This window comes from Pseudomaricurvus sp. ABR4_320, assembly GCF_056159445.1.
Genome location: NZ_JBSWVF010000015.1, coordinates 1 through 22,331, shown reverse-complemented (window position 1 = coordinate 22,331; position 22,331 = coordinate 1). Strand labels below are relative to the sequence as shown.

Sequence of the window (22,331 nt, the reverse complement as noted above, 5' to 3'; positions counted from 1 at the left end):
CCAGGAGGGGTAAAGCTTGAAGATGTCTGTGTTGAACGAAGATGATAAAACGGGTGCCCGGACGACTCGAGGTGCGCTGCTGGAAAAAGAGCTGGACGCCATTTATCGAGTTTCCAGAGTTCTGGGAAAGTCACTCGAACTCAAACAAACCCTGAGCGATGTACTGCAGATCCTGGCGGATGATATGGAGTTGGCCAGAGGTATCGTGACGGTATCCAACAAAAACCGCTCGGAAGTGAAAGTGACGGCGGTGCAAGGGGATGAAGAGTGGTTAAAGCGTCAAGCCAGTAACGTTAGCTATCGTTCTGGCGAGGGCATCATTGGGCGAATTCTGGCCAGTGGTGAAAACATCGTGCTAGGACGCGTGTCTGCCGAACCGAATTTTATCCATAAATTGGATATCTACGATTACGACCTGCCGTTCATTGGGGTGGCCATCAAAGGCTTCGACGGAGAAACCGTGGGCGTTTTGGCCGCCCAGCCGCGCACGCCACCCGATGAATTTTTGGCTGAGCGTACACGTTTTATGCAAATGGTGGCCAATTTAATTGCTCAGAATATTCAGCTGGGTAACGCCATTGCAAATCGCCAAATGGACCTGATCGAAGAGCGGGATGAGCTGCGGCGCGAAGTCCGAGTGAAATACAGCTTCGACAAAATGGTGGTGGGTAAATCCGAGACGATGCGGCGTGTATTTGACCAGGTTCGGCGTGTAGGAAAATGGGACAGTACTGTTCTCATTCGCGGTGAATCAGGTACCGGAAAGGAGTTGATTGCTAGCTCTATTCATTACAATTCGCCACGCAGCAACAAGCCATTTGTTAAACTGAATTGTGCGGCCTTGCCAGAAAATCTACTTGAGTCCGAGCTCTTTGGCCATGAAAAAGGGGCGTTTACTGGTGCAATTAAGCAGCGTCAAGGTCGGTTTGAGCAAGCCAACGGTGGCACATTGTTCCTCGATGAAATCGGTGAAATATCGCCGATGTTTCAAGCAAAGTTACTGAGAGTTTTGCAAGAGAGTGAATTGGAGCGAGTCGGTGGCAACCAGACCATTAAGGTCAATGTCAGGATTGTTGCCGCTACCAACCGCAATCTCGAAAATGATGTCGAAGAGGGCGCATTTCGAGAAGACCTTTATTATCGCCTGAATGTCATGCCGATCAATTTGCCTCCCTTGCGTGAACGTTTGGAAGACATTCCAGATCTGGCGGAATTTCTCGTCGACAAGATTTCCAAACAACAGAAGCGAGAATTGCGCATTACTGAAGGCGCTATCCGACGTCTTATGAGTCACACTTGGCCGGGTAATGTCAGAGAGTTGGAAAACTGTCTCGAGCGCGCTTCTGTTATGTGTGAAAACGGCAGTATTGATTTGGATGTAATTTCCTTGAGCGGTATCGAACAAACACGATTCTCTGCACCTACAGCAAAAGTAGCCATGCCGGATATCGATCTTAATGATCAGAATCTGGATGAGCGCGAGCGGGTAACGGCTGCGTTAGAGCAGGCGGGGTGGGTTCAGGCCAGGGCCGCACGACTGTTGGGGATGACGCCTCGTCAAATCGCCTATCGTATTCAAACCTTGAACATTAACGTTCGCAAAATCTGACCAGTACCTATTGTCATCTGTGTGGTGTTCTCAATAGTGATAGCACCAAGGGATTTCTGTGTCTTGCCATTTCTGGTGCGATCAAAATTCGCGAATGGATGACCGCGTGACGCGTGTTTTTAATCTGTTCGCAAGGGCTGATCATATTGGGTGAGTGTTGGTATTACCGTTTCGCGCTCTATGTTCGTAACTTAACATTCTTGTCAGAAATCTGTGTGCCTACTGACACAAACATTCTATAGGAACAAAAAAAGGCTTTTAATTTCAGTTGGTTAAATGTTAGGCGCTACAGGTATGTTCGTTGCAACTTCCCCCTTGATTGAAAACCGCGGTGCAGCAGCCGGTAAAAGGCCCCAGAGCTTTGCCGCCGTAGCCGCAGAAAACCTGATAAGTCTGTGTATGCAGCCTTTAAGTTTTACGTTGCCAAGGTGAGGGTTAAATTATGGATCTGAATGTTATTGATGATATGGTTGCTGATGCTACTTCCGGTGGCGGATGCTCCAGTGGTTCCTGTGGAAGTACCGATGATCAGATGTCTCATCTGTCAGAAGAAATTCGTGAGAAAGTACATAACCATCCCTGCTACTCTGAAGACGCGCATCACTATTTTGCTCGCATGCACGTTGCGGTAGCTCCAGCCTGTAACATTCAATGCCACTATTGCAATCGTAAATATGATTGCTCCAACGAGTCTCGTCCGGGTGTGGTTTCTGAGCTGTTAAGCCCAGAAGATGCGGTTTTGAAAACCAAAGCGGTTGCAGCAACAATCCCGCAAATGACAGTTCTGGGAATTGCAGGTCCTGGCGATCCGCTGGCAAATCCAGAGCGCACTTTTGCGACTTTCCGTATGCTGTCTGAGCAAGCGCCAGACATCAAATTGTGCGTTTCCACTAATGGCTTAGCGTTACCAGATGCGGTTGAAGAGCTGGCGAAACACAACATCGATCACGTTACCATCACCATCAACACGGTTGATCCCGAGATTGGTGCCAAAATCTATCCTTGGGTTTTCTGGCGCAATCGTCGTATACACGGTGTTAAGGGTGCGAAAATTCTGATCGAGCAGCAGCAAAAAGGATTGGAAATGCTGACTGAGCGCGGCATTTTGGTCAAAGTTAACTCTGTTATGATTCCGGGCGTTAACGACGAGCATCTGAAAGAAGTTAGCCGTATTGTTAAATCCAAAGGCGCCTTCCTGCATAACGTTATGCCATTAATCGCAGAGGCTGAGCATGGCACTTTCTACGGTGTAATGGGGCAGCGTGGACCTACTCCGGAAGAGCTGCAAGACCTGCAAGATTCCTGTGCCGGTGACATGAACATGATGCGTCACTGTCGCCAGTGTCGTGCCGATGCGGTAGGCCTGCTTGGCGAAGATCGCGGCGAAGAATTTACGCTCGATAAAATCGCTGAGATGAACATCGATTACGACAAAGCCATGAAAGTTCGCGCTGCCGTTCACGAAGGCATTGCGGAAGAATTGGCTGAGAAAGAAGCTAAGAAAGCACGCCTGGCGTCGGCATCAGTTCCTAAAGGACCCGCGAAAGAATACCGCCCAGTCCTTATGGCTATTGCCACCAGCGGGCAAGGTGTTATCAACCAACACTTCGGTCATGCCACCGAATTTCTGGTTTATGAAGCATCCAGCAAAGGTGTTCGCTTCATCAGCCACCGTAAAGTTGATCAGTATTGTATTGGTGGTGATTCCTGCGGTGAGAAAGAAAGCGCACTGGCCGGTAGTATCCGCTCTCTGCAAGGTTGTGAAGTTGTGCTTTGCTCCAAGATCGGTTTTGAGCCTTGGGGTCTTCTGGAAGACGCCGGTATTCAGCCTAATGGTGAGCACGCCATGGAGCCAATCGATGAAGCCGTTGCTGCTGTTTATCAGGAAATGATTGATAACGGTATGTTGGAAGAGTTGATCGAAGCCGAAGCGGCAACCGCCTGACATCTGCAGATAGAGGAGACTTACTATGTCACTTAAAATTGTAGATACCTGTGTCAGTTGCCACGCTTGTTACGATGTGTGCCCTAGTGACGCCATCTATAAAGCGGACACCCAGTTCATGATTGATCCAAAAAAATGTACTGAGTGTGAAGGTGATTTCGCCGATTCCCAGTGTGCGAGCATTTGTCCGATTGAAGAGACCATTCTCGATGCGTTGGGTGTTCCCATTAATCCTCGCGGCTCTTTAACGGGCATTCCTCCTGAGAAAATGGATGAAGCTCTACGGGAAATTCAGGCGCGTTAAATGCTGAGGGTGGTTTTGGTACCGTGAAAAAGATACGTTTTTTTACCAAGCCAAATTGCATCAACAGTCGCAAGCAATTGCAGCTGTTGGCGCAACACCCCGTGCAAGTCGAAGAGGTCAACCTGCTCGAGCACCCCTGGGCTCGGGCTAGTTTACGGCAGTATTTTCAGGGGTTGCCGAAGGAAAAGTGGTTAAATTCTTCGGCTCCAGCGGTGAAGTCTGGGGAGGTCATTGCTTCCAATTTCACCGCTGACCAATTGCTTGAACGGATGATTGTCGAGCCACTCTTAATTCGGCGGCCACTGATTGAATGGCAAGACTCACACTGGGTTGGATTCGATTGGGATCATCTGTGTTCACAACTTGGCCTGGATGGCGAAGTTCTTGAGGAAGATGTTGAAACCTGTGCTCGCGTGCAGCGAGCCGATGCAAAACAAGGCTGAGAGGGGTGACTGATCTCATGCGTGGTCTCATGGAATCGACGATTAACGAAGAGTTAGGGGCGAGCCTTGAGTGGTGCGACTCGCAAAGCGCTCGGCAGGAAACTCGCTCTGATCACGAGCGCTCAGAAATATCTTCGGAAAATGCCCGATTTTTCAAAATGATTGTGAATAGTCAAGCTGCGGGCACCACAAGCTTACCTGCCACCCTGGGGCTTGATAGTGAGCAGTGGGATTTTCTGGCTGAAAGGGACGTTGCCGATCGACCTGCTGCGTCCGACGAGGAAGATGTTCGGCAAACGTTGTTGGAGCTGCGTCGAGACGAGTGGCAGGAGCTTGTCGATCTCATGCTGCGACATCGCAGTGATTTTTGCGAGTCCGAGCTACTTATGGCACCGATAGTCGCTGCCGCTTGCCTGGGCAGCGAGCATCTCTGGCGTGATCTCGGCATGACGGATCGAAGTGAATTGTCTGTACTATTGCACGTAAATTTTCGTCCGCTCAGTGAGAAGAACACCCGGGATATGAAGTGGAAGCGTTTCCTTTATAAGCAGCTGTGTGAGGAAGGCGGTCACTATGTGTGCCGAGCTCCGAGTTGCGATGAGTGTACGTCCTTTGATGAATGTTTCGGGCCAGAGGATTAACTTGTGGCTGTCGACGCATCTGCTAAAGCACAACGCGATGAGCCCATCAAGGCAATGTCTGATGTGGCAATCGGGGCGGTGAGAAATTACCACCAGCGCACCAAACATCGCTTTGAGGGTTACGCCCGGGGGCCAGATACGCTTGATTGGGACTCGCAGCCCAGCCCTTTTCGGTATTTTGTTGGTGCAGAGTCTGTTCCATTAACGCTAGAGAAGGCGGGTGAGGACATTGCCTGGGGCGATTTGGTTTCCAATGAGGCCGTTGTACCTGCTCAGGCACTGACTCAGAAAACTCTGGCGGAATTTATTCGCTACAGTCTGGCATTGACTGCTTGGAAACAGTTTGGGCCGGATAAGTGGAGCTTGAGGATCAATCCCTCTAGCGGCAATTTGCATCCCACCGAGGCTTACATTTTGTTACCTGCCGGTCTGGATGCTCTAGAGGAAGATGAGCCGATATTAACCGCTGGCTTGTATCACTATGAGTCGGAGCAACATGTCTTGCAAACTCGGGCAAGATTGCTTGAAAGCGCTGACAATACTAAGGGATTTTACGTTGGACTGACCTCGGTGACTTGGCGGGAAGCATGGAAATACGGCGAGCGTAGCTTCCGCTATACCCAGTTGGATTTGGGACACGCGTTGGCGTGTCTGGATTATTCCGCTCGAGCTTTAGGGTGGGTGGTACGTCGCCAGCTCCCCATGGGAAGCGATGAAATGGCTTCTCTCTTAGGAATTGACCGGCCGGAATATTATGGCGTCGAAGGTGAAATTCCCGAGTGTTTGGTTTGGGTTGGTCCTGAAGAATACGCGTCGGAATCTGTGATTCCTTCGCCATCGCAGTTAAGTGATTGGCAGGGCCGACCACAGTCTCTAGGAGAGAGGTCTCCTTATAAATGGCCTGTGGTTGATCAGATTGCTGCAATTTCTCGTTTTGATGAAACCAATGGACAGGCAGTAGACGTCCGAGCAAATCAACCCGGAGTTGATCCCAATGATTTTAGTGATGACGTTGAAACTATAGATGTTCCTGAGTTGGCGATTGAGGATCGAACCTTTAGAGAAGTGTCTAGCCGCCGTCGTAGTGCGCAGAGGTTCGAGCAGCAGCCTCTTTCCTTGAAGGCATTTTTTTCTGCTGTAAATAGGATGCTGGAGGCACAGGCGAGTGATGTCTTGGGAGAGCCGGAAGGGCCGAGCTTCGGTCTGCTGTTTGCTGTGCACCGAGTCGAAGGGCTATCCCCAGGTCTTTATCTACTCCCCGGTAATCGCGAACTTGCCGGTGATATTCGGAATGCTTGTAGAAAGTTAAATCAGTGGCACCCGCTTATTTTGAAAAGCGCAGCGGGTTCTGAGATCTCGATGTACAGAATCTACGATGGTGTGATACAGCGGGCTACGGCCACCTTGTGCTGCCAGCAAGCTATTGCCAGTGATGCGGCTTTCACCGTTGGCTTTTTAGCGGATTTTGATCGGGTGCTGGAACTGCGGGGTAGTTCCGGCTACCGATTGGCACATTGGCAGGCGGGTTTTATGTCGCAGCAATTGTACCTTGAGGCAACTGCACAGGGGGCTGCGGCAACCGGTATTGGCTGTTTTTTCGATGACCCCTGTCGGGATCTTTTGGGAATAAACAGCGATCGCTTTCAGTTTGTTTATTTTACTGCCGTCGGTTTTCCGGTGGTGGATGATCGTCTGACCAGTTTTTCTGGTTATTACCACCTGCAGCATCGAACTGCAGGTAAACAATAACGCTTGAGCTTAGTGAGTACATCTTTCGGTAATTTATTTAAATGGGTCTGAACATGAGCATGTCACACTATCAAATTATTGAAGCTGCGCCCGCTGCGCAACTGCTGAATCAGGAAACCGCTTTGGTGATAGATCTTAGAGATGCTCTGGCGTTTCGCTGTGGTCAATTGCCCGGTGCAATTAATTTGCCTGACGAGGATATGAAGCAATTATTAGGGCGCGCCAATCGCACTATCCCTGTTCTGTTGTATTGCGACTTAGGGGATCGGGCAGAAGTTGTCGCCGATTTGTTTGCGGATTTTGGCTTTGAGCGCATGTACGTTCTGGCGGGCGGGTACGAGGCCTGGGCGAGTCAATGTCAGCGCAATCAGCATTTTCATAAAGGGCTATGCGACTGGCTGACAGTGCACGGTTACAGCTGTGAAGATCTATCGATGCGAGGTTTTAATGATGAGACCGCGCTAATGTTTGCCGCTCGCCAGTCGAAGTTTGAGTATGTTATCGATCTCATAGATCGAGGTGCAGAAATTGACGCCATCAACGCCGACGGCAATACCGCTTTATGGTTGGCTTGCTATGCCAACGATACCTTTGTGGTGGAGGAGTTGCTGCAGTCTGGCGCGAATCTCGATCACCAGAATCCAACAGGTGCGACAGCCTTGATTTATGCCGCCTCGGCCGGGCGTGAAGACATGGTATCAATGCTGCTGCGTGCAGGTGCTGATCACCAGCTAACGACTCAGGATGGGTTTTCGGCATTGGATCTCGCCTCGACACTGCCAATTTTAAAAATGTTGCGCAATGCGGGTAAGGGTATTTTACCGGCACCTTTGCAGCAGCGGTTGGCCGGCTAATTTCAGGAAAGTGGTATCCCTAACGTGATTGAAAATCTCTGCAACTTGTGCAAATAAGGAGCCTGACATGAGCAGTACGGTAGACAAAATTAAGCATCAAATTGCATCGAATCCAGTGATTCTTTACATGAAAGGCATCCCCGAAGCTCCGCAGTGTGGGTTTTCGGAAGCGGCGGTTAAGGCGTTAAAAAAAACGGGTGTTGATTACGCTTACATTAACGTTCTGGAAGCGCCTTTTATTCGTGAGCGCCTTCCTGAAGTGTCGAACTGGCCAACCTTTCCCCAGCTTTTTGTTCATGGCGAATTGGTCGGCGGTAGTGATGTCGTTTGTGAAATGGTTGATGACGGCTCATTAATGAAGCTTTTTGAAACCGCGTAGAGGTGCATTATGGAAAGCAAAGAGATTGAAGCTCGACTGCTGGAAATTGTTCCTTCAGCGGAAATTGATGTCAGTGGTGCCGACTGTGATTTTTCAGTAACCGTCGTTAGCGATGATTTTGAGGGGCTGAACACCATGAAGCGTCAGCAGAAGATTTTATCAGGTTTTTCGGATCTGTTGACGAGCGGAACCTTGCATGCGCTGACGGTGAAGGCATTTACTTTCGACGAATGGAATAAGAAAACAGCAGAATCTACCGGCTTGGTTCAATTGTCCTTGTGAATGGTAGACCATTGATTTCTGCGAAATAACGCCCGTTAGAGGCCTATTTAACCGTGATTTATTCGTCGGAGACACCCTATGGAAACCGCAAATATCAGCCGTGAAGCGGCTTTGAAAATTGCTTTGGCCGCTCGTATTCTACCCGGTATAACTGTTGGACAATTGTTGGAGATTCTCTATTCCCGCCTCGATGGTGACATCAGTGAGGAGTCGTTGAAGACCGTAACTGTCACTGATTTGAAAACCAGTGTAGCGAGTTTGGACGGTGAAGAAGACGGTGAGGATATTGGCATCGGTCTGGATGAAATGAAAGAAGCCGTCCGAGTGCTATGGGGGGATGACGAACAGGAAGCATTACCCAGGTTGGAATTTTTTGAGGGTGATCCCAAGGGCAGTATTAAAGTGGCTGTGGCGTCTAACAGCCATCAGCAATTAAATGGTCACTTTGGTTCTTGCATCCGTTACTTGATATATCAGATGGATACGAAACAACTGAAATTGGTTGATATTCGTTCCGCACTTGAGGCGGATTTTTCCGATGATAAAAATCTGTTCCGAGCTAATCTTATCAAAGACTGTGATGTTGGTTATTTTGTCTCGGTTGGAGGTCCTGCAGCGGCCAAAGTCATTCGGGCAGGGGTACATCCTATTAAAGAAATTAGTGGTGGTGAAGCGCGAGAGGTTCTAGGAAAACTGCAACAGGTTATGCTTACGTCGCCTCCGCCTTGGTTGGCCAAGCTGATGGGGCAGAATGAGCAGGAGCGGATTCGCTGTAAGTCGTTACCAGAGGAAGAAGACGTTGCATAAATCCTTTTGAACAAGGTTCAAGAGGGCGTATATCCGCTATCAGAGTGGGGCGGCGTTGACTTGATTTCGTCCGCTTTGCTTGGCTTTATAAAGCGCGCTGTCTGCTCGGTCAATGGCGTCGTGAGCCGTTTCGTTAGGGCGGACCTGAGCGAGACCGATCGACATGGTGATCTTGCCGTAGCTTTTGTCAGTTGCGGTATCTTTCAAATTCTTAGCGCAAATTGTTTTGCGTATTTTTTCACAGACCGCGGTTGCGCCATTCACGTTGGTGTTTGGCAAAATAATGGCAAATTCTTCTCCGCCAAATCTTGCCGCCAGGTCAGCCCCCTTGAGACACTGTTTTAATGTTGAGGCAACAAATTTTAAGACTTTGTCGCCAATCAAATGACCATAGGTGTCATTGAATTGTTTAAAATGATCAATATCGCCAATCACGACGGTTAACGGAGTGTTCTCTTGGCGGCAGTGCTCCATGGCCTCTGTGAACGCTCGATCGAACGCTTTTCGATTGGCGATTCCTGTTAGAGAATCCGTCAAGGCTTCTTCTTTGACTTTTTCCAGCTCTTTCCTGAGTTCGTCAACTTCCGCCATGACTTGGCACATGTTCTCTTCCAGACGTTTTTGGGAAGCTCCAATCGTCTTGGTATCGCTCAAAACTTTTTGAACTTCACCCGTCAATGTGGCTGGGCTGGCGTCAGAATCCAGGATCTCGGCGAAGCGGCTTAAGGTGTCGGAATAGTTGTCTAGATTGTCACCAGACCCTTGTAACTCGGTCTGCACACTTTCAATGATGCTGCGCAGCTGTTGGCGCATAACCTTGAGGTGCGATTCATCCTGGATGAAATGTTGCCGATACACGTCCCAAAGGGAATCTGGATCGAATCCGCCATTGGAGGTCAAAACGTCCAGCTCGTCTCTGAGCTTTTGGCTCTTGCCTGCCACATAGTCGTAGCTGAGTCGGTAGTTAAATGGCGATGGCGGAAGCTTGTGACGCGACAGAAAACCAATAGCCATCCGCAGATTTTCGGATGCTTTGGCAAAGTCGTCTTCGTTGTACGGATTGGTCACGTCAGGAATTGCTCATCTGTTGAACTGCAGCAGAATGGAAAGTCGGTTTCCATCCGATGTTTCTTGTCCCTAATAATAGTTCAGCGGGCAACAATCATTTTAGAAGACACCCAAAATATTGCCATTTTCTTAACTATGGGCGAAATATCCGTTTTGTTCGCCGGAATTGGAGAGAAGTATCCTATAGGCGGTGATACAGATGGGGGTTTCTTATTAATAGTTACGCATTTTTGCAGGAGATATTGTGCCTCGGGCAAGATATCAATCCCTGTAAATCCCAACCAGGTCACATATCCATGACCGCCGTTATCGGGTCGCTCGGGCCCTAATCGACGTGTACATCCTAGGTTTTAGCAGATCCTCAGGCGGATCTTTGGCGTACAAGACTTCTGAGCCAATGGGTGGGTTTTTGCCTAGTTTGGCCGATCAAGACCTCCCTATCTGAGACGTTTTCTGAATGGCTAACGAGTTACCCCGACAAAAGGACCTGGATCAGCGCGAGAAGCGTGAGGCAAGACAGAGACAGGCACCGAGTGCGGCGGTCGTTTTTGAGGCGATTCGTAGTACCGCTGAAGCAGAGCTACACCGCTCTCGTAGGGCCTTGGCTTGGTCTGCCCTTGCTGCGGGGTTGTCGATGGGCTTTTCCTTTATTGCCCAGGCCTTGTTGTACCATCACACGCCTGCGTCCGGCTGGCAGACCATTGTAAGCAGTCTTGGTTATTCTGTTGGTTTTCTGTTTGTCATTCTCGGTCGGCAGCAGCTATTTACCGAAAATACCTTGGCACCAGTGTTAGAAGTATTCCGCGCTCACAATAGACAGGTAGTTGGCAGTACGCTGACGCTTTGGGCGGTTGTCTTACTCGGCAATTTATTGGGAACCTCGCTGTTTGCAGCGGTGCTGGCATTCTTCGATGTCGCCGACCCAAGTGTGGAGTCTATTCTGCGGGAAATAGCGGCAAAAGAATATGAGTACCCAACCGGCACTATGTTCGTACGAGCGATTTTCGCGGGTTGGTTGGTTGCGCTTATGTTGTGGCTGTTGCCTTTTGCTGAGACCGCCAGAGTACTGGTCATTGTCATGGTTACTTTCGTGATAGGTCTTGCGCATTTTCCCCACGTTGTTGCCGGTTCGGTAGCTGCGCTCTACGCAGTCTTTACCGGTATGCACAGTATCGGTGATTTTATAGCGGTTTTCTTTTTACCGACAATCGCCGGTAATATGGTTGGCGGTATCATGTTGGTGGCAGCGATTAACTTTGGACAGGTGGTGTATGGATCGGAGGAAATGCAGTAACTGCAACCAATGACGCTCGAGATAAGGCGTATTAAAAAAGGCGAGTGGTGTCACCACTCGCCCTTTTATTTTTTGCTTTTGACATGTCTTTGTTAGCGTCGAGCAATAATCCATACCGCGTGCACGATGCCGGGGATATAACCTAAGATCGTCAGCAGAATGTTCAGCCAGAAGGCGCCTTTTAATCCAACTTGCAGAAAAACACCTAAGGGCGGCAACAAAATCGAAAATAGTACTCGTAAAAAGTCCATGTTCTCTCCATTTTTTCTGTATTGTAAATGTCTGTAGAGAGTCTATGCAGGAACTTTGCCAGGCACGCCGTAGTTTCTATATGCCGCGATTCCAGTGCTTTCGGCAGGCCTGCGTGCTGGTGCTGTTGAGTGATAATGAAAAAAATGCGGTAGAACGCTGTAAAAATTTCACACCAAGTATTGTCGCTTGGTGAGCGTGTACATCCTGTGTGTTTCGTCACCAACGTCTGCGAATATCATTCAGTATCAGCTGGATATCCGAGAGAGAAATCGGCTTCGCCATATGATGATTGAAGCCGCAGGCGAGGGATTTATCACGCATTTCTTTATGACTGTATCCTGACAGGGCAATCAGCTCTCCATGGTATCCCTGGTCTCTGAGTTTTTGGGCGCATTCGTGCCCGCTCATGTCGGGCAGACCAATATCGACAAACATAAGGTCTGGAACTTCCAGCTGGCAGAGTGCGATTCCATCGGTGGCATTGGCCGCTGTTCTGACGTCGCATCCAAGCTGCTCAAGAAGTAGCGGAAAGGTCTCTAATATCGTTTCGTTATCTTCGATTAAAACCAGTTGTAGTCGTCGGTGGCTGGTGTCCACTTTCTGAGGCGTCGGTGGCGGGGCGGGAAGTTCGGCTTCAACGTAGGGAATCGACAGGGTAAACGTCGAGCCTAGATGTGAGCCCGGACTGGAGACAGTGATATTACCATTGTGTAATTCCATCAGTTTTTTACACAGAGCCAAGCCGATACCCAAGCCTGAAGAGGCGCTACCAACCTGGGTGATTTGAATGAACGGTTGAAAAATTTTGCTTTGATTGTCTTCACTGATACCGACACCATTGTCAGTAAAGCGAACAATAATGTCATCCCCTTTACGGCGAGCTTCAATGTTGATCAGACCTCCGGGAGGCGTATATTTGCAGGCATTAATGACTAAGTTGGTGAACACCTGCTCCAGTCTGTTGGTATCTGCTTTGGTGATAAGCCCGTCTTCGCAGTTGACGGTAAGTCGATGCCCTTTATTTTCCTGAAAACTGTGTGTTTGTGCGATGCTATTTTTCAGCAGTTGATTGATATCAACCGCTATTTTTTGAAGTTCAATTTTATCGCGAGTAATTCGATTCAGGTCTAGCAAGTCATCCAGCAGGTGCGCCATGGCGTTGATGCTGTGCCGCATGATTCGATAAATCTGTTCTGGATTGGCAGTGCTGGGATTTTTAGCTAGCTCCAGGCTATTACTTAGCGCGGCTAATGGGTTGCGTAATTCATGTCCGAGAATCGACAGAAATTCATTTTTTCGTTCGTCAGCTTCCTGCAATTCGTGAATGGCGGTTTGTAGTGAAAACTCTAGTGCTTTGCGTTCGCTGATATCAATGACCATGCCCACCATTTTCAGTGGCAGCTGACTCTCAAAGATGACCTGGCCACTGGCTTCCACCCAGGTTGAGGCCCCTGTTTGGCGGTTCACAACTCGGTATTCAGTGTGATAGTGGCCGTCGTCTTCGTCGTTCATCGCCGCTTCTATGGCGTGGCGAACGCGCTCAACATCGCGAACATCAATGGATTTCCAGAAGATTTCCTGGGTGGGCGTTTCGTCCGGCGCAATTCCCCAGAGGGATTTCAGATAGTCATCCCAATAGGTTTCTTCCCAATTTAGATAGTATTCAAAGGCACCTGAGTGGTGTGCTTCGAGCGCCAAGCGAAGTTTTTTCTCGGATTCACTGAGCGCCGCGGCTTGCTCTCGCTGATCTGTCACATCGGTATTGGTGCCGAGCCAGCGCGTGATGATGCCGTCGGCATTGCGAATAGGAAGCGCGCGTGAGAGAAACCAGCGATAATCCCCGTTCGCTGATCGAATTGGGAAGGTGTCTTCCCAAAATTCCCCAGACGCTAAATGTTCTTTAAATTTGTGCAGCATGGGGTCGAGATAATCCGGGTGCAGTACCTGCATCCAACCCCAATCTTTCATCGATTCCAACGTGGAACCGGTATATTGATACCAGCGATCGTTATACCAAAATGCCTCGCCCTGGCTATTGACCATCCAGGACATATGGGAAATGGCGTTTGCCATGGTGCGGAATTCGGCTTCCCGTTCCCTAAGCTCATAGCGGTTGGTTTGAATCTGCAGGTAAGTGGATAAAATGCCCGCGGCAGATACCAGGAAGCTGGCATCATCCTGGTTAAACTTTCCTGTATCGCGGCTGTGTACAGAGAAGACGCCAAAGGGGTGATCAATGTGACCGATCAGGCAGCTAAGAGCACTACTGACGCCATGCTGTCGTAGTAAATCTGAACTTTTGAAACGTTCTTCCTGGGAGAAGGCTTCGACGACGACAGGTTCTTTAATCGATAGTGTGTAACCGGAAAGCGAGTCCTTGCCGGTGGGAATCTGCTCTTCAATGATAGACGTTTGCCAGCCTTTGCCGGATACCATTCGCAATGTTTGATCTACAGCATCGTATTGAAGAATTTTGCAGTATTCCGCGCCGAGAGTTTCACTGACTTTTTCGACCAGAACGTCAAGGATGTGGATTGTGTCGTCCGATTCCAATGCGAGCAGACTCAAATCAGCGATGACTTTCTGCTGTTGTTCTCGCCTGGCGGCCTGTTGGGAGAGATGCTTAACCGTTGTGATGTCATTGAGCGTTAACACAACCCCTTCAATCCGGGTGGGGGAGGTGTGGTAGGGGGTTATTCGTCTCTGATACCAATGGTTTTCGTGTTGCACTTCTCGGATCACTGGCTGCAGCGTTTCCAGCACTCTTTGACAATCTTCGGTTAATGCTTGCTTGTCCTGAGGGTCGATATCCATTTGACGAATAGATGTACCGAGAGACGCGTCTGTCAATTGCCAGAGTTGGGAGGCTGCAGGTGTAAACCTCTGGAGTTGGAGACGGTCATCCAGAAACAATATGGGAAGCTCGGCACTGGTAAAAAAATTCTCCAGGTCGTTATGAGCAGCTTCCAATTGTTCGATTTTATCGTGGAGGAGGTTGTTAACTCGATTGAGTTCCTCGTTGATAATTTTGAGCTCTTCGGTACTGTTTTCAAGATCCTGATAGGCAGCCTGGACTCGCTCGCGACTTTCTAGGGTGCGGTAATGGGCCTGCTGAAGCTCGCTGTTGCTAAGCTCCAATTCTTCGATTGTAGACTGTAATTCCTGACGAGTTGCAGCCAGAGCCTGTTGCATGACCTCCGGCGAGCTGAGAGTGGCTTCTACGGGCGCTTCTGGTCCTGGTAGCGTTGATTCTACGTTTGCAGAATGGTCGTGGGAGTGGAAGCTGGTTGCATATAAGGTTTCCGAACCTGTGATCTCATCGGCTAGCGGGGTGATCTCGATAAACACGACACCGCGAAACAGAGGCTTGTTGTTCGCGGATATGTCAGAGGATTGTTGGCACGCCCAGCGAAAGGTAACCGCCGGAGAGTCCGGTTGTATCTGGCTGAGTTTTTGAAAGCATTTTTCGGCGAGTTCCGCGGGGAGTACATCGAAAAGTGTGCTGATCCCTGGTTCGTAGGTCTGGTTGAGATAGCTCTGGCAGTCGCCAAATTGATGTTCAATTTTCCCGTCCTGATGGGTGATCAGAGTTGGGGGAGCGTAGCGTTCAAGTAAGTGTTGTTCAATTTTCTGCTGCTTTGGCGGCGCAGGTGGTTTGCTGATGGATTGAAATGCCTGAGACTTCATCAGCTGGGAATAGCTGCGGCTTTGAAGGTTGGTATCGAAAACCAGGTTACCGGGGTGAGACGCCAATTTTTTGTAGTAGGGGCGATCGGGCATTATCCGCAAAAAATGGGCGAGTCCCGCAGGTGGTTGCGTTTTACCTTCAAGAGCCAGATAGCCGTCGGTTAATAGCGCATAGGAAAAGGCTCTGAATATTTTTGCTCTTTGATGCGGTTCGTTGGAACCGGTTAAATGTCGGCAGTAAACCAGATGCAGGCGATGGAACGGTGGGTCCGTTATTGGATCCTGGCGAGCAAAAGAAATGCAGTTGCGAATATTTTGACGGATCTTAAAACTGTCGGAGCCTTCTATTGGTTTGAAGTAGCGCTTTAACTGATTCGAAGATAAGCAGTGCAGCAATTTTGGGGGGTATGTTGCTCGCCTGGCTAGCCCAATCGCGGCCATATTGGTATCGGTAGCGAAGATCCGGAGGCAGTTTGAGCGCTGGCGCTGTTCTAACAATTCCAAAATTTGTATGGCAAGGCCGTAGGCGGTTTCTCCGGTGTTGCATCCTGGAATCCACAAGCGAAAATCTTCGCCTTCGCCCAGGCTTTCGATGATTGGCTCCAGAACGTTTTTAGAGAGACTCTCTCTGTCAGCCTCTTCCGCAAAAAAAGTAAGTTCGCCGGAATCAGGCAGTTCGCTTTTCACGGCTGTCTGCTGGCTGTCAATTTCTCGAACCAGGGCTGACTGGCGGTCGTTGCGGGGTGTATTGCGCAGACTGAAACGTTTTAGTTCCAGAAAAATTCGCCGTAAAGGTAGGGCGCGCACCATCGCTTGAAGCGCGGAAAAGCGATTGCAGTCTGGCCGTAACGTTAAGCCACCCTTCCCGGCAATTTCCAATAAGCCGCCGCAGCCGTGCGCACCATCGGTCAGTACGATTGCCGCACACTGTTTGGGGAAATTTCTGGCGATGGATCGCAGCAGATGGTCTTCAGGGTCGTGAAAAGGGATTGATGGGCCAGCAGAGCGTTTTTGGATCTGCTCGCTATCAACCTCGAAAAAGCAGTCGCCAGAGAGTACGAAGACGGTGTTTGGAGTCAGGCGGACAGGGTTAGATCCATCCACCGAGACGATAGCAAGATCACAGTTATCTGACAGGAGGCTTGTGAGGCCTGGGCTTTTTCCGTGATACCGGTGATACAGCAGAAAGCACATGCCATCGGCTGATGCAGGTAGCGTCCTAAGCAGTCTGAGTAGATCTTCGAAGCTGTCGGAGCTTGAAATAACGCCTACAAGTAGCTGGGCTTTGTGCGGTTGGCTCATCATGGTTATGTCTTGGTGTTGCAGCGATGCGGGTATCTGGTATTGGTGCTTGGGTATGTCATTCTCATACGGAATCCAGAGGATCGCGTGTCGCTTTTTTCAATGCGCTATAGCTTAGCGGAATCCTGACTTGCCGTCAGCCAGGCTTGTTTTATGGCAGCCTCCTGGGCTTTTATGATTTCGCCACCTGTGCAGAGCCTGGCGCTCGTTATCGAAAACGAAGATACGCAACTTACCTGCCAGTAGCATCTGACGATTAATCGACTGAACCGCGGTGATCGGCAGAGCGTAACTTCCTTCGGTTTGTGTGGGGCGAGGGCTGCTGACAGCAGTCTCACAAAAGCTGCCAGCACTGGCCAATATGCCGGGATATCATGCACCTACTGGGCCAATATCCGGTCCCTGTCTCTTTTTGTGACCCTGGGGTAACCCATGCTGGAGTTCTTAGACGCCACACTGCTGGCGCGTTTGCAGTTCGCTTTTACGATTTCCTTCCATATTATTTTCCCTGCCTTTTCGATCGGTCTGGCCAGTTTCCTGGCGGTTCTCAACGGGATGTATCTGTGGCGCAGGGACGAGGTATACATAACACTTTTCGACTATTGGAAGAAGATTTTCGCGGTGGCCTTCGGAATGGGGGTGGTTTCTGGCATCGTGATGAGTTACCAGTTTGGGACCAATTGGAGTGTCTTTGCGGATAAGACAGGGCCGGTCTTAGGACCACTGATGGCCTACGAGGTGCTCACAGCCTTTTTTTTAGAGGCGGGCTTTTTGGGGGTTATGTTGTTTGGACGACAGCTGGTGGGAGAGAGGTTGCACTTTTTCGCCACATTGATGGTTGCCGTCGGAACCTTAATTTCTGCCACTTGGATTTTATCGGTGAATTCCTGGATGCATACCCCCGCTGGTTTCTCGATAAACGATCAGGGACAGTTTATTCCTGAAGATTGGTGGCAAATTGTTTTCAATCCGTCGTTTCCCTATCGCTTAACGCATATGGTATTGGCGGCCTACTTAACCACATCGTTTGTTGTCGGGGGAGTCGGTGCCTGGCATTTGTTGCGCCGTAAGTCCGAGTTGCAAAATCCGGCGGTTCGCAAGATGTTCTCGATGGCCATTTGGATGGCAACGATTGTTGCTCCGATACAGATTGTTGCGGGTGACATGCATGGGTTGAATACCATGGAGCATCAGCCCGCCAAAATTGCAGCGATGGAAGGCCACTACGAAAGCTGGCCAGATGGTGCTCCGCTTATTCTATTTGGCATTCCAGACGATGAGAAAGAAGAGACTCGATACGCGATTGAAATCCCCAAACTGGGTTCGCTGATTCTTAAGCACAGTCCTTCAGCCCCGATCGATGGACTAAAAGCTTGGCCAGAAGATCAGAGGCCGCCAGCAGAAGTTATATTCTGGACGTTTCGGCTCATGGTTGGGATCGGGATGCTGATGCTGATGGTTGGCATTTGGGGGTTTTGGGCAAGGCGTAAAGGTGAACTCTATCACCAGAAGAATCTCCATCGTCTGGCAGTGATGATGGCACCCTCAGGGTTTGTTGCAGTGCTTGCGGGCTGGGTGACCACGGAAGTTGGACGTCAACCTTGGGTTGTATATGGGGAGCTTTTGACGGCACAGGCGCACTCGCCGCTGGAAGCGCCGGCGCTCGCGATATCCCTGTCGATGTTCATTATTGTCTATACGCTGGTATTCGGTGCCGGTACTTACTACATCCTCAGGCTGATGGGCAAAGTACCCGAGTTGGTCACCGACGCTGAACTTGATGAGGGCCCTTTACGCAGCACCGGGATTACTCCTCATTCCCCTTCCTCTGGACGGTAATTGAGTATGGATTTGGCAATTCTTTGGGCCGGCTTGCTGGCATTTGCGGTTTTCGCCTATGTCGTTCTCGATGGTTTTGATTTGGGTATTGGCATTCTGTTTCCCGCTTACGCACCGGGCGCGCAGCGCGATCAAATGATGAACTCTGTTGCTCCCGTATGGGATGGCAATGAAACCTGGTTGGTTTTGGGGGGCGGAGGTCTTTACGCGGCTTTTCCACTTGCTTACGCGGTACTAATGCCTGCGTTGTACGCCCCGATTATCGCCATGTTGTTGGGATTGGTATTCCGCGGTGTGGCATTTGAGTATCGCTGGCGCAGTATCCGCTATCGCAAGCTGTGGGACTGGGCATTTTTTAGCGGATCTTTTGTTGCGAGTCTGGCCCAGGGGATTGCCTTAGGCGCGATTATTCAAGGTGTGCAGGTTGAGGCGCGAGGATATGCCGGCGGCTGGTGGGATTGGCTGACACCGTTCACGGTGGTTACGGGCATTTCTTTGGTGGTTGGATATGTCATGTTGGGCGCCAGCTGGCTGGTATTAAAAACTGAGGCTGAAATCGCTCTTAAGGCACGAAAGATCGCGGTGGTAAGTTTGGTGGCGACAGTTGTCTTACTCGGTATCGTCAGTATATGGACGCCGTTTTTGCACGAAAATTATTTTCACCGGTGGTTTGGCTTTCCTTCTGCTTTTGGCGCACCCCTGGTTCCAATTTTGATCGGACTGCTGTTGTGGTGGTTTTACCGCGGATTGCACGAGCATCATGACGCCTATCCCTTTTTAGCGGCTCTGGGTATTTTCGCCGTCAGTTTTGGCGGAATTCTGTTCACAATATTTCCGGATATCGTTCCCCACGGGGTAACGATTGCGCGGGCTGCTGCGCCGGATTCGAGCTTAAAATTTATGTTGGTTGGCTCGGCGGTTCTGATTCCTTTAATTCTTGCCTATACCGCCTACGCCTATTGGGTCTTTAGGGGCAAGGTGGATCCGGAAGGAGGTTACCACTGATGGAACAGGTAAAGGCCGGTAGGCCCCTGACTTCAAAATTATTGTGGTTTGGCGGACTGTGGTTGGGCGGTGTGTTCGCTCTTTTGTTGGTCGCGGGGATTCTGAGGTGGTTATTACAGCTATGACGTTGTGATGCGTTATGGCATGACAGAAAAAAGAAATAAAAAAAGGAAGGCTATGACCTCCCGCGTGGAAACTCTTCCGGTGCTGCTATTAAAGCCGGTTTAAAATCTGGTTACTTGGTCTTGTCTGGTTTTCTTGCCGATCTCCGTTAGCGCCATCGATGGCTGCCGGTGCCAAAATGATTCTCTCTCGAGCTTGTGCCCTTGTTTGCCTGCATGCTGTCGACAGCATTGCGTTCTTAATAATGGATAGAGCAACTCCTGTGCCATCGCCTTTTGGTTTTTTGTTTGCACAGGTTTTATAGTCAGCTCTGCTTCGTTAATTCCTATATAAATCATTTGGTTAGATCAATTTTCCCATTGTGATTTGCCCGTCTCTCACTGTTTGGAAAAGAAGATTTCCTCTGATTTAGTGATGTTCGGGAAGATCAAAGCGATGGCGGATGTAAATTTTGCGAAGATTTTTCCTTTTTTTCAGGAAAGCTTATTTGAAATTTCGTTGCATGATGCCCGATGGGTATGGGCGACGTTAGGAACGAGCAAGAGAGGTTACTCCTCTCCCTCGATCGCTAAGCCTAAGGCGTTTAAGGTTTCACGGGCTTTGGCTGTGGTGATTTCACCAAGCAGATAGATTTGTCCTTTTTGCTCATCGATCAATGTTGTTCTTACCTCTGTCATGGCATTAAACCTGACTTGAACTTGATTTGATTGTTCGGGCGTTAGCGGGCTGGCAAGGCGAATACCGATTCTTGACGTGTCTTGGCTGGTATCAAAAAAAGTATCAATAAGATCGTCGACGTTTTCTTCTATCGCTTTCTCAATGGTCATAACGTTGCCTCTATGAGTTGTGTCTTCGACGTTTCATGCTGGCAAGCAGCACTGATTCATATTCAAACAGCATTCCACGTTTCTAGTGCGCCACTCTTTTAAAGGGTTTTGTCTTGGTAAGAAAGTTGCGTTGTTTTGGGCAGGAAGCGGTGAGTCGGCTTGTCGCCTTTTCATTGGCGCGCACCAATCGCTGTCGTGGAGATACCTAGGAGTGCAATTTATGGCCGATGCGGTCGGTGATCAGAAGACATTTTACAGCGGCGACAACCGAACGGTTCGTGGCCGAGGGCCTGCTAAGGGGTTAGCGTGGTTCATGGATAGCAGCATCCGTTTACCGGGCGGTTTTCGGATAGGGGCCGACGGCATATTGGGGTTGATCCCGGGCGTTGGCGACTTGATTGGCGCACTCCTGTCCATTGGGGTTCTCTTTCAGGCTTGGAAAAGAGAGCTGCCCAGATCGGTCATGCTGAGGATGTTGCTGAATGTGCTTGCAGATACGGCAATTGGGGCAATCCCTATCGTCGGCGACGTTTTTGACTTCTTTTGGAAGTCTCACACGAGAAACGCAATGCTGCTGCATGACTATTCAAATCGCCCCAAAGAAACCCGTCGGAGAAGTGTGCTTGTAAATTTGGCTGCTTTGGTTGTAGCAATTGGAATATTGGTTTTGATGGTATGGATGGCAATTTGGTTCTGTAGTGCTGTGTACGCTGCCCTGTTTGGGTAGGTGCTTGAGCTTTTCGTTATTCATTCGATTTTTGTCTTACTTTTTAATAGGAGGATTTTATGGCCGCGCAAACGTTTGGAGAGATTCTTTCCCGGTTGAAAGACGTTCATGGTGAGCTATCAACCCGCTTGGCAGAAGATGAGCGCGTCAGTCAGGATGAAAGGGTATCCATGCTGATCGAGTACTTGTCCGAGAGAGAGGGCAACCTTAAAAGAATGTTAGACAGAGTATCGGAATCGGCGGAAAAAGAGGCTTTAAATACGTGGTTCTACGAGTATGCGCAAAGCAACAATGTTCTTGTCGAAGGTCTGAAGGATCGAGATTACAGTGGCATGTCGACGGAAGATATCATTGCTGACGTCAACAACATTCACGAAGAGATGTTGAATGTTCTCGATTATATGAAATCTGCTGCAGAAACTCAGGTCGTAGCCGATCTGGTTGACGATATCCTGACCTTGGAGCATCAAGAAACGAAGCGCATTGTGCGCCAGGCCGAAGGCGTTGAGGCGCTGTAAGGCCTCCTGTCGTATCATCGCCCGGTCCGCCCGAAAGCGTAAGGCGGATAGCGCAAAGGGGGTGCCTTGCGGGGAACCCCTACTTGGGCTCCTGGCGATTCTTTGTTGTCTCTTTTTTGACTTTGCTGCCCGACACGGCTGATCCAATGATAAATCCTGCCGCCAAAGCAGCCAATCCATAGAGGCTGTAGCGATAGCGCTTCAGATTATTTTCCACTGATTTCATGCTCTGTTGGTCGCTATCGGCTTGCGCTAATGGCTCTGGGCCCGAGTCATCGGGAATGCTGTCTTTAGGTTGAGTGCGGTAGTCCAGTACGAGCGCCACAGCAGCTGCCGCACTGAGTGTTAACGCCGAGGCAGGGTAAAGGCTGATCTTTTTCTGCAGGAGTCGTAAGTAGTCGATACCTTGCTCGCTCGCTAACTGAAAGACAAGTTTTGTGACCTGCTCCGGACTCACTGAATTCTCAAGGCGAGAGAAGTCTTCTTCTATTTTACGCCGTTGAGCTTCGATTTCCTCGTTGAGCTGGGCTTCTGATTTGCGGCTATCTTCTTTGATGCTCGAAAGCATGGCTGAAAATCCTCTCTTAACCTGATCATTTTTTGTCATCAAATATCCTGACTTTATAGGTGCAAGCTTAGACCTGGTCGGTATTCGGCGGCGGGAAATCGCACGCTG

Annotated in this window: 20 protein-coding genes; 15 read left to right on the top strand and 5 right to left on the bottom strand. The window is 49.6% G+C overall.

Features of this window, described 5'->3' with window-relative positions; all coding sequences use genetic code 11:
- Positions 1–22: 22 nt before the first annotated feature.
- The 10 genes from nifA to ACXAFR_RS21735 all read left to right on the top strand — a co-directional run bounded on the left by nifA (position 23) and on the right by ACXAFR_RS21735 (position 9,013).
- A complete protein-coding gene (gene nifA, locus ACXAFR_RS21780) occupies positions 23–1,609 on the top strand; it encodes a nif-specific transcriptional activator NifA (protein WP_475180927.1) in 1,587 nt (528 codons plus the stop codon).
- Between the two features lie 442 nt (positions 1,610–2,051).
- Positions 2,052–3,554: a nitrogenase cofactor biosynthesis protein NifB gene (gene nifB, locus ACXAFR_RS21775; RefSeq protein WP_475180926.1), complete on the top strand. Its 1,503-nt coding sequence runs from the start codon at positions 2,052–2,054 to the stop codon at positions 3,552–3,554.
- A 25-nt stretch (positions 3,555–3,579) separates the two neighbouring features.
- Complete coding sequence (locus tag ACXAFR_RS21770; protein WP_475180924.1) at positions 3,580–3,858, top strand: 4Fe-4S binding protein; 279 nt, start codon at positions 3,580–3,582, stop codon at positions 3,856–3,858.
- A 23-nt stretch (positions 3,859–3,881) separates the two neighbouring features.
- Positions 3,882–4,301, top strand: coding sequence for an ArsC/Spx/MgsR family protein (locus ACXAFR_RS21765; RefSeq protein WP_475180922.1), 420 nt, complete (start codon positions 3,882–3,884; stop codon positions 4,299–4,301).
- Positions 4,302–4,318: 17 nt separating this feature from the next.
- Complete coding sequence (locus tag ACXAFR_RS21760; protein ID WP_475180920.1) at positions 4,319–4,942, top strand: nitrogen fixation protein NifQ; 624 nt, start codon at positions 4,319–4,321, stop codon at positions 4,940–4,942.
- Between the two features lie 3 nt (positions 4,943–4,945).
- Positions 4,946–6,691 carry a nitroreductase family protein gene (locus tag ACXAFR_RS21755; protein WP_475180918.1) on the top strand — a complete coding sequence of 582 codons (1,746 nt, stop codon included), beginning with the start codon at positions 4,946–4,948 and terminating at the stop codon, positions 6,689–6,691.
- A gap of 53 nt (positions 6,692–6,744) precedes the next feature.
- Positions 6,745–7,545 (top strand): ankyrin repeat domain-containing protein, encoded by an 801-nt coding sequence (locus ACXAFR_RS21750; protein WP_475180917.1) that lies wholly within the window; start codon positions 6,745–6,747, stop codon positions 7,543–7,545.
- A gap of 67 nt (positions 7,546–7,612) precedes the next feature.
- Positions 7,613–7,924: a Grx4 family monothiol glutaredoxin gene (gene grxD / locus ACXAFR_RS21745; protein WP_475180915.1), complete on the top strand. Its 312-nt coding sequence runs from the start codon at positions 7,613–7,615 to the stop codon at positions 7,922–7,924.
- A gap of 9 nt (positions 7,925–7,933) precedes the next feature.
- Positions 7,934–8,206, top strand: a complete 273-nt coding sequence (locus ACXAFR_RS21740) for a BolA family protein (RefSeq protein WP_475180913.1) — start codon at positions 7,934–7,936, stop codon at positions 8,204–8,206.
- 78 nt (positions 8,207–8,284) lie between these two features.
- Positions 8,285–9,013, top strand: coding sequence for a dinitrogenase iron-molybdenum cofactor biosynthesis protein (locus tag ACXAFR_RS21735; protein ID WP_475180912.1), 729 nt, complete (start codon positions 8,285–8,287; stop codon positions 9,011–9,013).
- A 39-nt stretch (positions 9,014–9,052) separates the two neighbouring features.
- Here ACXAFR_RS21735 and ACXAFR_RS21730 read toward each other — a convergent pair whose 3' ends face one another.
- A complete protein-coding gene (locus tag ACXAFR_RS21730; protein WP_475180910.1) occupies positions 9,053–10,081 on the bottom strand; it encodes a GGDEF domain-containing protein in 1,029 nt (342 codons plus the stop codon).
- A 457-nt stretch (positions 10,082–10,538) separates the two neighbouring features.
- Here ACXAFR_RS21730 and ACXAFR_RS21725 point away from each other — a divergent pair, with 457 nt between their 5' ends.
- The gene (locus ACXAFR_RS21725) at positions 10,539–11,375 is read left to right on the top strand and encodes a formate/nitrite transporter family protein (RefSeq protein ID WP_475180907.1); all 837 of its coding nucleotides are present in this window, start codon (positions 10,539–10,541) and stop codon (positions 11,373–11,375) included.
- A 92-nt stretch (positions 11,376–11,467) separates the two neighbouring features.
- Here the strand turns inward: ACXAFR_RS21725 and ACXAFR_RS21720 are convergent, their stop codons facing one another.
- Positions 11,468–11,626, bottom strand: coding sequence for a YqaE/Pmp3 family membrane protein (locus ACXAFR_RS21720; protein WP_475180904.1), 159 nt, complete (start codon positions 11,624–11,626; stop codon positions 11,468–11,470).
- Positions 11,627–11,843: 217 nt separating this feature from the next.
- Complete coding sequence (locus ACXAFR_RS21715; protein WP_475180901.1) at positions 11,844–16,619, bottom strand: PAS domain-containing protein; 4,776 nt, start codon at positions 16,617–16,619, stop codon at positions 11,844–11,846.
- A gap of 429 nt (positions 16,620–17,048) precedes the next feature.
- Between ACXAFR_RS21715 and ACXAFR_RS21710 the strand changes: the two genes are divergently transcribed.
- Positions 17,049–18,455 carry a cytochrome ubiquinol oxidase subunit I gene (locus ACXAFR_RS21710; RefSeq protein ID WP_475180899.1) on the top strand — a complete coding sequence of 469 codons (1,407 nt, stop codon included), beginning with the start codon at positions 17,049–17,051 and terminating at the stop codon, positions 18,453–18,455.
- A 6-nt stretch (positions 18,456–18,461) separates the two neighbouring features.
- On the top strand, positions 18,462–19,460 hold the full coding sequence (gene cydB, locus ACXAFR_RS21705; RefSeq protein WP_475180897.1) for a cytochrome d ubiquinol oxidase subunit II: 999 nt from the start codon (positions 18,462–18,464) through the stop codon (positions 19,458–19,460).
- A gap of 671 nt (positions 19,461–20,131) precedes the next feature.
- Here cydB and ACXAFR_RS21700 read toward each other — a convergent pair.
- Entirely contained in the window at positions 20,132–20,410 is a 279-nt protein-coding gene (locus ACXAFR_RS21700; protein ID WP_475180896.1) for a hypothetical protein, read from the bottom strand.
- A gap of 220 nt (positions 20,411–20,630) precedes the next feature.
- Here ACXAFR_RS21700 and ACXAFR_RS21695 point away from each other — a divergent pair, with 220 nt between their 5' ends.
- A complete protein-coding gene (locus ACXAFR_RS21695; protein ID WP_475180892.1) occupies positions 20,631–21,137 on the top strand; it encodes a DUF4112 domain-containing protein in 507 nt (168 codons plus the stop codon).
- Positions 21,138–21,196: 59 nt separating this feature from the next.
- Positions 21,197–21,655 (top strand): hypothetical protein, encoded by a 459-nt coding sequence (locus ACXAFR_RS21690; RefSeq protein WP_475180890.1) that lies wholly within the window; start codon positions 21,197–21,199, stop codon positions 21,653–21,655.
- A 79-nt stretch (positions 21,656–21,734) separates the two neighbouring features.
- Here the strand turns inward: ACXAFR_RS21690 and ACXAFR_RS21685 are convergent, their stop codons facing one another.
- Positions 21,735–22,262, bottom strand: coding sequence for a hypothetical protein (locus ACXAFR_RS21685; protein ID WP_475180887.1), 528 nt, complete (start codon positions 22,260–22,262; stop codon positions 21,735–21,737).
- Positions 22,263–22,331 lie beyond the last annotated feature (69 nt).